Genomic DNA, 15,480 nt, shown 5'->3' on the forward strand with positions numbered 1-15,480 from the left:
CCTCGTCGGTGGGTCCGGCCGCTGCTGTCGACTGCCCCGGGTTCAGCGCTCTTCGGTCAGCTGTGCGTCCAGTTCGTCGAAAAGCAGCTCGCCGTGGTCGATCTGACCGGTCCGGTACGCCGATCGCGCGACCAGATGCGCGGCGACCGGTCCGGTCATCAGCTGGAAGAACCCGATCAGCGCGAGCGTGGCAAGGTCCATGCCGCTGCGCAGCCGCAGCGCGACTCCGGCGAGGACCAGCAGCAGGCCGAGGCTCTGCGGCTTCGTCGCGGCGTGGCTGCGCGACAGGACGTCCGGCAGCCGCAGCATGCCGATCACCCCGAGCAGGCAGATGGCCGCGCCCATGAAGACCAGTACCGCACCGGTCGTGTCGACGATCTGGAGCCAGACCTTCACTCCGGTTCCTCCTCGGTCCTCGGCCGTTCGCGTACGGCTTTCCTCGGCCGGTCGCGCACGGCGATGAAGCGGGCGATGCCGACCGAGCCGGTGAAGCCGAGAAAGGCCAGCACCAGCATGATCGGGAAATAGAACGGGTCGCGGGCGACGGCGGACTTGGCGCCGAGGCCCGCGATGATGAGGGCGGCACACACATCCAGCGAGATCGCCCGGTCCAGCATCGACGGCCCGCGCCAGATGCGGCCGAGCAGCCCCGCCCCGGCAATGACGAGCACCACCACGGCGGCGGTGAGCAGGACCCGGTCGACGGTCTCCGGGGCACTCATGAGGCGGCCCCCGACCCGTCCGTCCGCGGCGTCGACGGTGGTGGTCCGGCCACCCGGACGATCTCGTCAGGGGTTCCGAAGGCCCGTACCGTCAGTTCCTCCAGCCGCCAGACGGACCGCCGGGCCGCGTCGAGCACGGCGGGCCGGTCCGCGTCGAGCACGTGGACGAAGACGGTGGCCGTGGCACGGCGTACCTCGACGACGGACCCGCCGGGCACGTTCGACACGGCGACGGCGGTCGCCGCGAGCATCAGGTCGGAGCGGCAGCGCAGCGGTACGGCGATGACGGCGGCCCGGTGCGGATGGTCGACGAAGATCTGCCGGGTGACCTTCACGCCCGAGGTGTACATGTCGTAGAGCAGATAGCCGGCGAGCAGCACGATGCCCCACGGGTGGAGCCGGAGCCCGAGATCGACGCGGGGCAGCGGGAAGGCCAGACAGACCGCCACTGCTACGACGACGCCGGTCACCACATTGGCCCAGCTCAGACTCGACCAGAGCAGCACCCAGATGACGGTGAGCCAGGCGATCAGCGGAAGGTCGAGGACGCGCCGTCGGCGGCCGGCGAATTCGCAGCTGAAGGGCGGCAGTTCCGCGTTCCGGTAGGACAGGGTGATCCAGCGTTTCACCGGCCGAGCACCGCCTCGATGTAGGGGGAGCGCGCGAGGAGTTCGGCGGCCGTGCGGTCGGTGTACGAGGTCAGGGGTCCGGCGAGCACGGTGAAGGAGAGTCCGAGGGCGACGGCTGCCGCGGTGGCTACGGTCATGAGCGTCGGCAGCTTCGTCGTGGTGGTGACGGCATGGCCGTGGAGGGTCGCCGCGACCGCGAGCCCGGCGGGCTGGTGCCGGTGGAGGACCGGTTCGTCGCCGGTGCCGGGCATGCGGTCCGGTCCCTCGTCGGCGTCCTCGTCACCGCCGTTCTCGTCGTCGGACTCCAGGACGGTGCCGTCCGCGGCCTGCCCGGGTGGAGCGGCCCGCCAGAACGCCAGGTTCCAGACCTTGGCCATCACGTACAGCGTCAGCAGGCTGGTCGCCACCGAGCCGGCGACGAGGATCCAGGCCCAGACGCCGCCGTCCGCGACACCCGCCCGCATGAGGCCCAGCTTGCCGATGAAGCCGGACAGCGGCGGGATCCCGGCGAGGTTCATGGCGGGCACGAAGAAGAGGGCGGCGAGCACCGGGGCGGCCCTGGCCAGTCCGCCGATCCGGGTGAGTTCGGTGGTGCCGGTGCGGCGCTCGATCAGTCCGGCCACGAGGAACAGCGTCGTCTGGACGGTGATGTGATGGGCGACGTAGACGATCGCACCGCCGTACGCCTCACGGGTGGCGAGTCCGATACCGAAGACCATGTAGCCGATGTGGCTGATGAGGATGAAGGAGAGCAGCCGCTTCAGGTCGGTCTGGGCGACGGCTCCGAGGATGCCGATCACCATCGAGGCCAGCGCCGCCGCCATCAGCAGGTCGCCGAGCCGGTTGCCGGGGAAGAGCAGGGTCTCCGTACGGAGCATGCAGTAGACGCCGACCTTGGTGAGCAGGCCGGCGAAGACCGCGGTGACGGGGGCGGGTGCGGTGGGGTACGAGTCGGGGAGCCAGGCGGCGAGCGGGAACACGGCGGCCTTGATGGCGAAGACGGTCAGCAGCATGGCCTGGATCAGGGTCTGTACGCCGAGCGGGAGTTCGCCCAGCCGCTGGGCCAGCTGGGCGAGGTTGGCGGTGCCGGCGGCCGCGTACGTCATGGCGATCGCGGTGAGGAACAGCATCGACGAGAAGAGCGAGATGATCACGTATGTGGAGCCGGCCCGCACCCGGGGGCCGGTGCCGCCGAGGGTGAGCAGCACGAAGCTCGCCACCAGCATGATCTCGAAGCCGACGTAGAGGTTGACGAGGTCACCGGCGAGGAACGTGCAGGAGACCCCGGCGACCAGGATCAGATACGCGGGGTGGAAGACCGCCACGGGCGTCTCCTCGTCGCGGTCGGCCATGCCCTGGCCGAGGGAGTAGACCAGCACGCAGAGGGTGACGGCCGAGGAGACGGTCAGCATCAGCCCGGACAGCCGGTCCGCGACCAGGGTGATGCCGACCGGCGGGGCGAAGTCGCCGAGGTGGACGGAGAGGGGGCCGCGGAAGTCGGCGGCGATCATCAGGGCGACGGAGAGTGCGAGCACGGCGCTGAGCACGGCGACGCTGATGAAGCGCTGGAACTGTTTGAGCCGGGTGCCGAAGGCGAGGCTCAGGCCGGTGGCGCAGAGCGGCAGCAGCACCGGCAGCGGAACGAGTGCGTTCACCCGGTGTCTCCTCGGTTCGCGTCTGTGGCGGGGTCTTCGGTACGGGCTTCGGCGTAGTCCTGCGGGTCGGCGCCCAGCACGTCGTGCCAGAGGTCTCCGGTGGCGTCCCGGCCGCGGGCCTGCAGGGCGCGGTCGGCGCGGAGCCGGGCCCGCAGGCGTTTGCGTTCCTCCCGGTACCGGGCGCGTTCCTCCGCTGTGCGTCCGGACGCGGACCGGTACTGCTCGCGCAGTTCGTCCCGCTCTCCCAGCACCTCGGCGCGCAGCGCGATACGCCGGTCCTCCAGGTCGTCGTGGACCTCGTCGGTGCCGGTCAACTGGTGGCTGCGGTACGCCATCGCGAGGAGGAACGCCGTGGTGGCGAGCGTGATGACGATCGCGGTCAGAGCGATGGCCTGCGGCAGCGGGTCGGTGACCTGCCACAGCGGGACGCCGTACAGGAGGGGCGCCCTGCCCGCCGATCCGGTGGCGGACAGGACGAGCAGGTTGATGCCGTTGCCCGCGATCACCGCGCCGAGCAGGATGCGGGTGAGAGGGCGGGTGAGCATGAGGATGCCGCCGACGGCACAGAGCACGGCGGCCGTGGCCAGAAGCGAGGCGCTGACCGTCATCCGGGGGCGCCTCCGGCCTCGGGTGCCGTACCCGGTCCTGATTCCGGACCGGGCTCGGGTCCCGGTCCCGCTTCCCTCCTGGGCGCCGTTTCCTCCGCCGCGGCCTTCTCCATCGCGGCCCGCTCGATCTGGCGGTCGATCCTGGCTCCCAGCGCGCGCACGATGTCCAGCACCACACCCAGTACCAGCAGGTACACACCGAAGTCGAAGAGGACCGGCGTGCCCAGGTGGTACGGGCCGAACACGGGCAGCCGACCGTGATACGTCCAGGCGTGCAGCACGGTTCCGTCGGCGAGGCCGAGCAGCGCCACTCCGGTGGAGAGGAACAGCCCGAGGCCGGTGAAGAGCCCCGGCTGCAGTGGTGCGGCTTCGGCGAGTTCGAAGCGACCGCCCGCCAGATAGCGGGTGATCAGCCCGACACCGGCGACGAGTCCGGCGACGAACCCGCCGCCCGGCATGTTCTCGGCGCAGAACAGCAGATAGACGGAGAGCACCAGGATCGGATGGAACAGCAGCCGGGCCACGACCTCGAAGACGACCGACCGGTGTTCGGGTGCGAGCGTGGCGCCGGCCGCGAGCCAGCTCCGCTCGGGCGCGCCCTCGTCGCCGTGCGGCAGGCCGGTCAGTCCACGCTCCGTCAGCGACCAGGCCGTACGCCCGGGGACCTCCTCGCGGAGCCCGGATCCGTCCGCACGGCGGTGCAGATAGATCAGGCTGGTCACGCCGATCGCCGCGGCGGCGAGCACGGCGGACTCCCCCATCGTGTCCCAGGCCCGCAGGTCGACCAGGATGGTGGCGACGACGTCCTTGAGCCCGTGGTGCGCGGTCTCCTCGACCATGGCGGCCCCGGCGGGGTCGGCGGTACGTGCGGCCGCAGCGACCCACACCACCACGCTCAGGGTGGCGGCCGCGGCCAGCGCCACAGGAATGCGCACCGCGCGCCGCCGCGTACTGACCGACTCCTGGAAGTGCACCGGCATCCGCCGCAGCACCAGCACGAACACGACCATGGACACCGTCTCGACGCAGAACTGGGTGAGCGCCAGATCGGGGCCGCCCTGGACGACGAAGAGCAACCCGGTCCCGTACCCCGTCAGTCCTGCCAGGACCACCGCCTTCATCCGACGGCTGACGGTGAGACAGAGAAGCGCGGCCGCGCAGGTCAGGGCGGCCACGGCGCCCTGCAGCGGAGCGTCCCAGAGCCGCGGCGCCGACGCCCCGTGCCACGGCCGGTCCACCACCAGCACGGCGAGCTGGCCGGCGAGCATGACGAGCAGAGTGGTGGCGAGGTAGCCGGAGAGCGAGCCGCGCTGGACGAAACCGGTGATCTCCAGCGAAGTGCGCTCCAGACCCAGCAGCAGACGGCCGAAGACCCGGTCGGCGGTCGGCCAGGCGATCCGCCGCGAGAGCCGGGTCACGGTGGTGCGCCCGGCGAAGAGCACCACACCCCCGACCGTGGCGACGGTCGAGAGCAGCAAGGCGGTGCCGAATCCGTGCCAGAGCGCCAGGTGGTACGGATGACCGGGCACGGGGAACTCGTCGGCGTACGTGCTGAGCAGCCGCTGGACCAGGCCGACGCCCGGCCCGAGCACCAGGCCGCAGAGCGCCAGCAGGGCGGGCGGGCCGAGGAACGCCCAGCCGACGCGGTGCACCGGGGTATCCGCGACGCCGGGTTTACGGCAGAACGCGCCCCAGACGAACCGCACGGCGTAGGCGACGGTCAGCGTCGAGCCCGCCACGGTGACGGCGAGCACCCAGCGGTCCGCGGCGTCGCCGTGCAGCAGCGCCTCGAACGCGGCCTCCTTCGCGGCGAATCCGAGCAGCGGGGGCAGTGCGGCCATGGACGCGGCGGCGAGCACGGCGACCGCGCAGACGTACGGCAGCGCCCGGCCGACGCCCGACAGTCTGCGCAGATCGCGGGTGCCTGCCGCATGGTCGACGATGCCGGTGACGAGGAACAGCGGCGCCTTGAAGAGGGCGTGACTCAGGATCATGACCGCGGCCGCGAGAGCGGCGTCACGGTTGCCGATACCGGCGAGCAGGGTGAGGAAGCCGAGCTGGCTGACGGTGCCGTAGGCGAGGACGAGCTTCAGGTCGTTCAGCCGCAGCGCCCGCCAGCCGCCGAGCAGCATGGTCGCTCCGCCGAGGACCAGGACGACGGGCCGCCAGACGGGGACGTCTGCGAAGCCGGGCGCGAGCCGGGCCACCAGGTAGACACCGGCCTTGACCATGGCCGCGGCGTGCAGATAGGCGCTGACGGGGGTGGGGGCGGCCATGGCGTTCGGCAGCCAGAGGCTGAACGGCCAGATCGCCGACTTGGACAGCGCTCCGCACAGGATCAGCACCACGGCCACCGAGATGGCGAGGCTCGTGGCCGGCGGGTCGGCGACGATCGCGGAGATCCGGTACGTGCCCGCCGCCTGACCGAGGATCAGGAAACCGACGAGCATCGCGAGGCCACCGAGCGTGGTCACGGTGAGCGCCTGGAGCGCGGAGCGCCGGCTGTGCTTCTGTTCGCTGCTGTACCCGATCAGCAGGTAGGAGAAGACCGTGGTCAGTTCCCAGAAGAGATAGAGCGTGATCAGGTCGTCGGCGAGGACCAGGCCGAGCATGGCGCCCGCGAAGGCCAGCAGGTTCCCGGCGAAGCCGGCCAGTCCGGGGGCGTCGTCGGAGAAGTACGAGGCGCAGTAGAGCAGGACGAGCGCGCCGATACCGGCGGCGAGCAGCACCATGAGTTCGGCGAGCGCGTCGAGGCGCAGTTCGGCGAAGACGTCGTACGCCGGCATCCACGGCCACGACCAGGTCACGGATCCGCCGGACGCCGCGGTGTTCCACTGCGTGGCCGCCCAGACCGTGGCGGCCGTGGGCGGCAGCGCGAGCACGACGAACGCGCGGCTGCCGAGGCGCCGTACCAGCGGGGCCGCGCACGCGGCGAGGACGAAGTGGCAGACGATGAGCGCTGTCATACGGCCCCGGTGGGCGTCCCGCGCCTGCCCGCGGGGGGCGTCCGGGGCTTGGGCGAAGCATCACGGGCATAGGGCACTGAATACAGATATATCCCCCACCTCCTATCACCCGTACGGCGCGCCGCGCAGTTGCAGGACACCGCTGCGGACGCGGCTGACGGCGACCGTCACGTCCCGAGTGCACGGGGTTCGCCAACTGGCGGGTGACGGTGAGGCGTCAGCCCGAGGCGCCGGGGACGGTGAGGGGCGCCACCGGCAAGATCGCCGGGGCGTGGCTCACCCCGATCACCGACGCACCGGTATGTCCGGCGGGATCACGCCCGTCCGGTCTCCTCACGGCAGTACGGCGATCCCGTCGAGCTCGACGAGCGCCTGTTCGTCCCAGAGCCGGGCCGCCCCGACGACCGCCATCGCCGGGTAGTCGCGGCCCGCCAACCGCCGCCAGATCCGGCCGAGTTCGGAGGCATGGGCTCGGTAGTCGGCGACATCGGTGGCATAGACGGTGACCCGGGCCAGATCGGCCGGGGAGCCACCGGCCGCACGCAGTGCGACGAGGAGATTGGTGAGGGCCGTCGTGAACTGTTCGGGCAGCGTGTCGCCGACGACCTTGCCGTTCCGGTCGAGGGCGGTCTGCCCGGCCAGGAAGACCAGTTGACCGCCGGTGGCCGTGACGGCGTGCGAGAAGCCGGTGGGCGGGGACAGCTCGGCGGGATTGATTCGGTGGATCGGGCTCATGCGGACGGCTCCTGATTCCCGGACGGCTCCTGCTGCGCCGCCGTCGCGTACAGCTCCTTGGCGATGATCGTGCGCTGGACCTCGCTGGCGCCCTCGTAGATCCGCGGGGCGCGCACCTCCCGGTAGAGGTGCTCGAGCAGATGACCGCGGCGCAGCGCGCGGGCGCCGTGCAACTGGACGGCGGCGTCGACGACGTACTGCGCCGCCTCCGTGGCGTACAGCTTCGCCATCGCCGCTCTGCGCGGTACCCCCGGTTCCCCCGCGTCGTACGCCGCCGCGGCCGCGTACACCAGGAGCCGGGCGGCCTCGGTGCGGGTGGCCATTTCGGCGACCTGGTGCGAGACGGCCTGCAGATCCTTGAGCGGGCCGCCGAACGCGGTGCGCTCCGCGGTGTGGTCCAGGGTCGCGTCGAGGGCGGCGCGGGCCATGCCGACGGCGAAGGCGCCGACGCTGGGCCGGAACAGGTTGAGGGTGTTCATGGCCACCCGGAAGCCGCGGTCGGGTTCGCCCAGTACGTCGTCCGGGGTGACCGGCACCCCGTCGAAGGTGAGCGCCCCGATGGGGTGCGGGGAGAGCATGTCGAGCGCTGCGCCGGCCAGCCCCGGGCGGTCGGCGGGGACCAGGAACGCGGTGACGCCGCGGGCTCCGGCGCCGGGCGTCGTACGGGCGAAGACCGTGTAGAAGTCGGCCTCGGGGGCGTTGGAGATCCAGCATTTCTCGCCGGTCAGCCGCCAGCCGCCCGGGGTGTGCGCCGCACCGAGGGCGAGAGCCGCCGCGTCGGAGCCGGCGCCGGGCTCGCTGAGCGCGAAGGCGGCGACCGCGCGGCCCGCGCGGACATCGGGGAGCCAGCGTTCACGGTGGGCCGGGGTACCCGCCTGGACCAACGGGTACGAGCCGAGTCCTTGGAGGGCCAGTGCGGTCTCGGCCTCCGTGCAGCCGCGGGCCAGGGACTCGCGCAGCAGACAGAGGTCGAGGGCCCCGGAGGAGAACAGCCGGTCGAGCAGGCCCAGTTCGCCGAGGGCGGCGACGAGTGGACGGTTGACGTGGCCCGGTTCGCCCTTCTCGGCGAGGGGGCGCAACTGCTGCTCGGCGAGGGCGCGCAGCTCCTCGCACCAGGCGGTCTGTGACGGATCGAGCGAGAATGCCAACATACCGGCGCCTCTCCTGGATCGTATCGCGAAGTATTGACTACCGTCATTCAAACGATACGCTCCAAGGGCGACAAGGGGGCGATCCGTTATGGACCCGAAGACCTCAGCGCACATCGACAGCTTTGCCAGAGAGCATCTGCCACCCCAGGACCAGTGGCCGGAACTGGTCTTCGGTCTCCCCGAGCTGGACTATCCGGACCGGCTGAACTGCGCCGCCGAACTCCTCGACACCACCGTCGCCCGTCTCGGACCCGACCGTCCCGCCTTCCGTACCCCCGACGGCCCGACGTGGAGCTACGGGGAGCTCCAGGACCGGGTCGACCGGATCGCCCATGTCCTGACCTCCGATCTGGGGGTCGTCCCCGGCAACCGGGTCCTGCTGCGCGGCCCCACCACCCCCCATTTGGCCGCCTGCTGGCTCGCCGTCCTGAAGGCGGGCGCGATCGCCGTGACCGTCCTGGCGCAGCAGCGGTCCCAGGAGCTCGCCACCATCTGTTCGATCGCCCGGGTCGGCCATGCGCTGTGCGATGTCCGGTCGGTCGACGATCTGGTGAAGGCTCAGGTGCCGGGGTTGCAGATCACTGCGTACGGAGGGGACGAGGCTGACGATCTGCTGCGGCTGGCCGAGCACCGGCCGGGTCCGTACCGGGCCGTGGACACCGCCGCGGACGATGTCGCGCTGATCGCGTTCACCTCGGGAACCACCGGGCGTCCCAAGGGCTGTATGCATTTCCACCGCGATCTGCTGGCCATCGCCGACACCTTCTCACGCCACGTCCTGCGGCCGGGCCCCGAGGACGTGTTCGCGGGCAGTCCGCCGCTCGGCTTCACCTTCGGGCTCGGCGGCCTGGTGGTCTTCCCGCTGCGGGCCGGCGGTTCGGCGCTGCTGCTGGAACAGGCCGGTCCGCGGCAGCTGCTGCCCGCGCTGGCCACCCACCGCGTCTCGGTCCTGTTCACCGCCCCGACCGCGTATCGCGTGATGCTCGACCATCTCGGCGAGCACGATCTGTCCGCGCTGCGCCGCTGCGTCTCGGCGGGCGAGAACCTGCCCGCGGCGACCTGGCACTCCTGGTACGAGCGGACCGGTCTGCGCATCATCAACGGCATAGGCGCCACCGAACTGCTGCACATCTTCATCTCCGCCGCCGACGACGCGATCCGCCCCGGCACCACGGGCGTTGCGGTGCCCGGCTGGCAGGCGCGCGTGCTGGACCGGGACGGCCGCGCGGTGCCCGACGGGGAGCCGGGGCTGCTCGCCGTACGCGGCCCGACAGGGTGCCGCTATCTCGGCGACGCACGGCAGACGGAGTACGTGCAGCACGGCTGGAACCTCACCGGCGACACGTACACGCGCGACAGCGACGGCTACTTCCACTACGTCGCACGCGCCGACGACATGATCATCTCCTCCGGCTACAACATCGCGGGCCCTGAGGTCGAGGACGCCCTGCTGCGCCATCCCCAGGTCGCGGAGGTGGCGGTGGTCGGCCGGCCGGACGAGCTGCGCGGCCAGGTCGTGGTGGCGTACGTGGTGCCTCGCGAGGGCGCCGCGCCGTCGGCCGACGACCTGCGCACGTACATGAAGGGCGAACTGGCGCCGCACAAGTGCCCGCGCGTCATCGAGTTCCTGCCCGCCCTCCCCCGGACCGCCACGGGCAAACTGCAGCGGTTCCGGCTGCGTAGCGAGGCGGACCGGAGCCAGGCCCTAGAGTGATCACGTGGCCGACCTGCACACCCCCCGATCCCTGATCGTCACCCTCTACGGTGCGTACGGTCGCACCACCGGCAACACACCGCTGCCGGTGGCCGAGCTGATCCGGTTGCTGAACGCCGTCGGCGTCGACGCCCCGTCGGTGCGCTCCTCCGTCTCCCGGCTGAAGCGGCGCGGGCTGCTCGCACCGGCGCGGACCGCGAGCGGCGCGGCCGGATACGCCCTGTCGCAGGACGCGCGCCAGCTGCTGGACGACGGCGACCGGCGGATCTACGCACATCCGTCACCACCGCTGCGGGACGGCTGGGTGCTCGCCGTCTTCTCCGTACCGGAAGCGGAACGGCACAAGCGGCACCTGCTGCGCTCCCGGCTCTCCCGGCTGGGCTTCGGCACCGCCGCGCCAGGGGTCTGGATCGCACCCGCCGCACTGTACGACGAGACCCGGCACACCCTGGAGCGGCTGGAACTCGCCCCGTACGTGGACCTGTTCCGCGGGGAACACCTCGGCTTCGCCGCGACGCGGGAGTCGGTGGCGCGCTGGTGGGACCTGGACGCCATCGCCCGGCTCCACCTGGACTTCCTGGCCCAGCACGAACCGGTGCTGCGGGCCTGGGAGTCGCGCACCGGCGAGCCGGACGCGGAAGCCGCCTACCGGGACTATCTGACCGCCCTGGACTCCTGGCGGCGGCTGCCGTACGCCGATCCGGGGCTGCCGGAGGAGCTGCTGCCGAAGGACTGGCCCGGGGGCCGGGCGGCGGAGGTGTTCGGGCTGCTGCACGCCCGGTTGCGGGATGCGGGGGCGGAGTTCGTCCGCGGCGGGCCGAGCGGCTCGTAAAGCGTGTGCACGGCCCGGTCCCGACTGGTCATCATGGACCATGACCTGGACCTTCACTGACGACGTCGATCTGTTCCTTGACGCGGCCGGTGCCTGGCTGGCCACCCGGCCCGCCGAGAACACCCTCGTACTGACCATCACCGCGACCCTGCGGAACAGCGGCCCCCATGCGTACGGAGACGCCGCCCCGGTGCTGGGCTGGTGGCGCGGGCCGGACGGCGAGGTGGCGGGGACCCTGGTCCAGACCCCGCCGTACCCGCCGCTGCTCGGCGTCGTCGCCCCTGAGGCGCTCGGTCCGCTGGCCGCCGAGTTCCCCCTGACCGCCGTCAACGCGGACCGGACCACGGCTGAGGCGCTGGCCGCGGGGTGGCCCGGCCACCGCGTCGAGGGGGAGCAACGGCTGTACCGGCTGGGCGAGTTGATTCCGCCATCTCCCGCGCCGCCGGGCCGGGCCAGGTCCGCGACCATCACCGACCGGGCCCTGCTGGTGGCCTGGCATCGCGCGTTCGCCGCGGACGTCGGCCAGCCGGACACCCACGCCGAGCGGATGGTCGACGAGCGGACGGCGTCCGGCGATCTGACGCTCTGGGAGACCGTCGGGGTCCCGGTGTCGATGGCGGGTGTCTCCCCGCGGGTCGCCGGCGCGGTGCGGGTGACGGCCGTGTACACACCGCCGGAGCACCGGGGCCACGGGTACGCGGCGGCGGTGACGGCCGAGGTCAGCCGGGCGGCGCGGGAGGCGGGCGCGCAGGAGGTGCTGCTGTTCACGGATCTCGCGAACCCGACGAGCAACGGTGTGTACCGGCGCATCGGCTACGAGGCCCTGTCCGACCGGCTGCTGATCAGCCGGGAGGCCCGGGGATGACGGGCGACGGGGCACCGCTCGAACCGTTGTGGCTCATCGCCGCGAACATGGTGCGGTGGCGCCGGTACGGGGTGGGAGGGCAGGAGCTGCGTCCGGGCACCAAGTCGTACCGGGCAGGCGCCAAGGTGTACGTGATCGGCTCCCGCCCCGGCGACCACGAGGTGCTGACGACCGTGGGGCGCGGGCGGCACACCTGCCGCTACATCACCCTCGACATGGCCACACGTCACCTGCACACCTTCCGGGCCACGCGGGTCCACAGTCCTGCGGTGCTACGGCGCGACGCGGAGTCCCCTGTGGGCCGGTCCTGGGGCTGCCGGGAGGACGCGGAGGAGGCTGCCGCCCGGCTCGAGGCACTGGCAGCCGAGTGCCGCGGTACCCGCTGGGCCGGTGTGCCCCACCCCACCGCCTGCCGCTGCCACGACTGCTCGACGGCCGGGGCGCTCACCCCAGGGTGAGCCGTGGCTTCGGCGCGTCCGTGCGGCCGGTCGGCGGTGTGCGGCTGCCCGCGCGATACGGAAGCGGCCAGGGCGCGCCCGACCCGTCGTAGCCCTGCTCGGCCGCCGCGTGCAGGGTCCAGTGCGGGTCGTACAGATGCGGGCGGGCCAGGGCGCACAGGTCGGCACGGCCTGCCAGCAGAAGTGAGTTGACGTCGTCCCAGGAGGAGATCGCACCGACCGCGATGACGGGCACGACCAGGGTGTTACGGATCCGGTCGGCGAACGGGGTCTGGTACGAGCGGCCGTACTCGGGGTCCTCGTCCGGGACGACCTGGCCGGTGGAGACGTCGATGGCGTCGGCGCCGTGCGCGACGAACGCGCGGGCGATCTCGACGGCGTCCTCGGCCGTCGTGCCGCCGTCGACCCAGTCCGTGGCGGAGATGCGGACGGTCATGGGCCGGTCGTCGGGCCACCGGGCGCGGACCGCGTCGAAGACTTCGAGGGGGAAGCGGAGTCGGTTCGACAGCGGTCCGCCGTAGATGTCGGTGCGGCGGTTGGTGAGCGGGGAGAGGAACCCGGAGAGCAGATAGCCGTGGGCGCAGTGGAGTTCGAGCAGGTCGAAGTCGCAGGTGGCGGCGTGCCGGGCCGCTGCGGCGAACTGGTTGCGGATCACGTCGAGCCCGGCCCGGTCCAGCGCGTGCGGGACCTGGTTGACGCCGTCCCGGTACGGGACCGGGGAGGCGGCGGACAGCGGCCAGTTGCCCTCGTCGAGGGGCTGGTCGATGCCCTCCCACATCAGCTTGGTGGAGCCCTTGCGACCGGAGTGGCCGAGCTGGATGCCGATCGCCGTGCCGGGGGCGGAGGTATGGACGAAGTCGGTGATCCGGGTCCAGGCGGCGGCCTGTTCGGGGGTGTAGAGGCCGGTGCACCCGGGGGTGATCCGGCCCTCGGCGCTGACGCACACCATCTCTGTCATGACGAGCCCGGCGCCGCCGAGGGCGCGGGCGCCCAGGTGGACGAGGTGGAGGTCACCGGGGACGCCGTCGACGGCCGAGTACATGTCCATCGGGGAGACGACGACGCGGTTGCGGAGCTCCAGGCCGCGCAGCCGCAGGGGGGTGAACATCGGCGGGGTGCCGGGGGCGCAGCCGAACTCCTCCTCGACGGCAGCGGTGAAGCCGGCGTCGCGCAGCCGCAGGTTGTCGTGGGTGACGCGGCGGCTGCGGGTCAGCAGGTTGAACGCGAACTGGCGGGGCGCCTGGTCGACGTACGTGGCCAGCTCCTCGAACCAGCGCAGGCTCGCTGCGGCGGCACGCTGGGTGGAGGCGACGACGGGCCGCCGCTCGGCCTCGTACGCGGCGAGGGCCGCGGGCAGGTCCGGCTGCTCCTCGATGCAGGCGGCGAGTGCCAGGGCGTCCTCGACGGCGAGCTTGGTGCCGGAGCCGATGGAGAAGTGGGCGGTGTGGGCCGCGTCACCGATGAGAACCGTGTTGCCGTGCGACCAGTGGGCGTTGACGACGGTACGGAACGTGAGCCAGGAGGAGTTGTTGGACCGCAGCGGGCGGCTGCCGAGGGCGTCGGCGAAGATCTTGCCGCAGCGCTCCGTCGATGCCGCGGTGTCCATGGCGTCGAAGCCGGCCGCGCGCCAGACATCCTCGCGCATCTCGACGATGGCGGTGGAGGCATCGGCCGAGAAGGGGTAGGCGTGCAGCTGCATCACGCCGTGCTCGGTCTCGGCGATCTCGAAGCGGAAGGCGTCGAACGCGAAGTCCGCGGCGAGCCAGATGTAGCGGTTGCGGTGGGTGGTGACGGTGGGCCGGAAGGTATCGGCGTACGTCTCACGGGTGGTGCTGTGCACCCCGTCGGCCGCGATCACCAGGTCGTGCGTCGCCGCGAGCTCGGTGACGGACGGGGCCTCGGCGCGGAAGCGGAGCCGTACCCCGAGGGACGCACAGCGCTGGTGCAGGATCTCCAGGAGCCGGCGGCGGCCCAGTGCCGCGAAGCCGTGGCCGCCGGACGTCTGGGTCCGGCCGCGGTGGATGATGTCGATGTCGTCCCACCGTACGAATTCGGCCTGGAGCGCCCGGTACACCACGGGGTCGGCGTGTTCGATGCCGCCGAGCGTCTCGTCCGAGAGGACGACGCCGAAACCGAATGTGTCGTCGGGGGCGTTGCGCTCCCAGACGGTGACGGAGCGCTCGGGGTCGAGGCGCTTGAGGAGGGCCGCGGCGTACAGCCCGCCGGGGCCGCCGCCGATGACCGCGATCCGCCTCGTGTCGGAAGCCATGGCGCTACCTGCCTTGCCATTTCGGCGGGCGCTTCTCCGTGAACGCGGCGTGGAACTCGGCGTAGTCGTCGCCGTGCATCAGCAGGGCCTGGGTGGCGGCGTCCATCTCCACGGCGGCGGCGAGCGGCATGTCGAGTTCGGCGGTGAGCAGCGCCTTGGTCTGGGCGAGGGCGAGGGCGGGGCCTTCGGCGAGGCGGCGGGCGAGCTCCGCGGCCCGGGCGTCGGCCTGTCCCTCCTCGGCCAGCTCGCTGATCAGCCCGATCCGTTCGGCCTCGGGGGCGCGGACCGGCTCGCCGAGCATCAGCAGCCGGGTGGCGTGTCCCAGGCCGACGACGCGCGGCAGCAGATAGGCCGCTCCCATGTCGCCGCCGGAGAGCCCGACCCGGGTGAACAGGAAGGCGAACCGGGCGGACGGGTCGGCGACACGGAAGTCGGCGGCCAGCGCGAGGACCGCACCGGCGCCCGCCGCGACGCCGTGCACCGCGGCGATGACGGGGAAGGGGCACTCGCGCAGCGCCCGCACGACCTGCCCCGTCATCCGGTTGAAGTCGAGCAACTGCGCGGTGTCCATCGCGAGCGTGGCACCGATGATCTCGTCGACATCACCGCCGGAGCAGAAGCCGCGCCCCTCACCGGCCAGCACGAGAGCGCGCACGGAGCGTTCGCGGGACAGCTCGGCAAGGAGGTCGCGCAGATCGGCGTAGGCGCCGAAGGTCAGCGCGTTGAGCTTCTCGGGGCGGGCCAGGGTGACGGTGGCGACGCCGTCGTCCGTCGTCAGCCGCAGATGGCTCCAGTCATCGGTACGGCGGGCGGAGCTGGGAAACGGGCTCATGGAGGGTGGTCCCCTTCAGCCGTCGGGCTGCTACCTGCTCTCGA

General features: G+C 72.1%; 14 protein-coding genes. 4 read left to right on the forward strand and 10 right to left on the reverse strand.

The genetic code is table 11. The features are described from left to right. Positions 1–42: 42 nt before the first annotated feature. The 8 genes from mnhG to OG963_RS12730 all read right to left on the reverse strand — a co-directional run bounded on the left by mnhG (position 43) and on the right by OG963_RS12730 (position 8,466). Positions 43–396: a monovalent cation/H(+) antiporter subunit G gene (gene mnhG, locus OG963_RS12695; protein WP_093777073.1), complete on the reverse strand. Its 354-nt coding sequence runs from the start codon at positions 394–396 to the stop codon at positions 43–45. Further along, a complete protein-coding gene (locus tag OG963_RS12700) occupies positions 393–722 on the reverse strand; it encodes a monovalent cation/H+ antiporter complex subunit F (RefSeq protein ID WP_093777075.1) in 330 nt (109 codons plus the stop codon). Before OG963_RS12700 ends, mnhG begins: the two co-directional genes overlap by 4 nt. Then, positions 719–1,351: a Na+/H+ antiporter subunit E gene (locus OG963_RS12705; RefSeq protein WP_093777077.1), complete on the reverse strand. Its 633-nt coding sequence runs from the start codon at positions 1,349–1,351 to the stop codon at positions 719–721. The genes OG963_RS12700 and OG963_RS12705 overlap by 4 nt, the downstream gene beginning before the upstream one ends. Next, positions 1,348–3,006 (reverse strand): Na+/H+ antiporter subunit D, encoded by a 1,659-nt coding sequence (locus OG963_RS12710; protein ID WP_093930878.1) that lies wholly within the window; start codon positions 3,004–3,006, stop codon positions 1,348–1,350. Before OG963_RS12710 ends, OG963_RS12705 begins: the two co-directional genes overlap by 4 nt. Beyond that, positions 3,003–3,614: a Na(+)/H(+) antiporter subunit C gene (locus OG963_RS12715; protein WP_093777081.1), complete on the reverse strand. Its 612-nt coding sequence runs from the start codon at positions 3,612–3,614 to the stop codon at positions 3,003–3,005. The genes OG963_RS12710 and OG963_RS12715 overlap by 4 nt, the downstream gene beginning before the upstream one ends. After that, a complete protein-coding gene (locus OG963_RS12720; RefSeq protein ID WP_371798909.1) occupies positions 3,611–6,580 on the reverse strand; it encodes a Na+/H+ antiporter subunit A in 2,970 nt (989 codons plus the stop codon). The genes OG963_RS12715 and OG963_RS12720 overlap by 4 nt, the downstream gene beginning before the upstream one ends. A gap of 333 nt (positions 6,581–6,913) precedes the next feature. Continuing rightward, positions 6,914–7,315 (reverse strand): RidA family protein, encoded by a 402-nt coding sequence (locus tag OG963_RS12725; protein WP_093777085.1) that lies wholly within the window; start codon positions 7,313–7,315, stop codon positions 6,914–6,916. Next, positions 7,312–8,466: an acyl-CoA dehydrogenase family protein gene (locus OG963_RS12730; RefSeq protein WP_371798910.1), complete on the reverse strand. Its 1,155-nt coding sequence runs from the start codon at positions 8,464–8,466 to the stop codon at positions 7,312–7,314. Before OG963_RS12730 ends, OG963_RS12725 begins: the two co-directional genes overlap by 4 nt. Positions 8,467–8,554: 88 nt before the next feature. Between OG963_RS12730 and OG963_RS12735 the strand changes: the two genes are divergently transcribed. The 4 genes from OG963_RS12735 to OG963_RS12750 are packed head-to-tail and all read left to right on the forward strand — an operon-like array spanning position 8,555 to position 12,335. Then, positions 8,555–10,180: an AMP-binding protein gene (locus OG963_RS12735; RefSeq protein WP_093777089.1), complete on the forward strand. Its 1,626-nt coding sequence runs from the start codon at positions 8,555–8,557 to the stop codon at positions 10,178–10,180. A 4-nt stretch (positions 10,181–10,184) separates the two neighbouring features. Then, positions 10,185–11,012, forward strand: coding sequence for a PaaX family transcriptional regulator C-terminal domain-containing protein (locus OG963_RS12740; protein ID WP_093777091.1), 828 nt, complete (start codon positions 10,185–10,187; stop codon positions 11,010–11,012). Between the two features lie 40 nt (positions 11,013–11,052). Further along, positions 11,053–11,877, forward strand: coding sequence for a GNAT family N-acetyltransferase (locus tag OG963_RS12745; RefSeq protein WP_093777093.1), 825 nt, complete (start codon positions 11,053–11,055; stop codon positions 11,875–11,877). Then, complete coding sequence (locus OG963_RS12750) at positions 11,874–12,335, forward strand: hypothetical protein (RefSeq protein WP_371798911.1); 462 nt, start codon at positions 11,874–11,876, stop codon at positions 12,333–12,335. The genes OG963_RS12745 and OG963_RS12750 overlap by 4 nt, the downstream gene beginning before the upstream one ends. Here the strand turns inward: OG963_RS12750 and OG963_RS12755 are convergent. Further along, complete coding sequence (locus OG963_RS12755) at positions 12,322–14,604, reverse strand: bifunctional salicylyl-CoA 5-hydroxylase/oxidoreductase (protein WP_371798912.1); 2,283 nt, start codon at positions 14,602–14,604, stop codon at positions 12,322–12,324. The two genes, OG963_RS12750 and OG963_RS12755, sit on opposite strands and share 14 nt — an antisense overlap. Before the next feature lie 4 nt (positions 14,605–14,608). Next, positions 14,609–15,436 (reverse strand): enoyl-CoA hydratase family protein, encoded by an 828-nt coding sequence (locus OG963_RS12760; protein WP_093777099.1) that lies wholly within the window; start codon positions 15,434–15,436, stop codon positions 14,609–14,611. Positions 15,437–15,480: the final 44 nt, after the last annotated feature.

This window comes from Streptomyces sp. NBC_01707 (assembly GCF_041438805.1).
Lineage (GTDB): Bacteria > Actinomycetota > Actinomycetes > Streptomycetales > Streptomycetaceae > Streptomyces.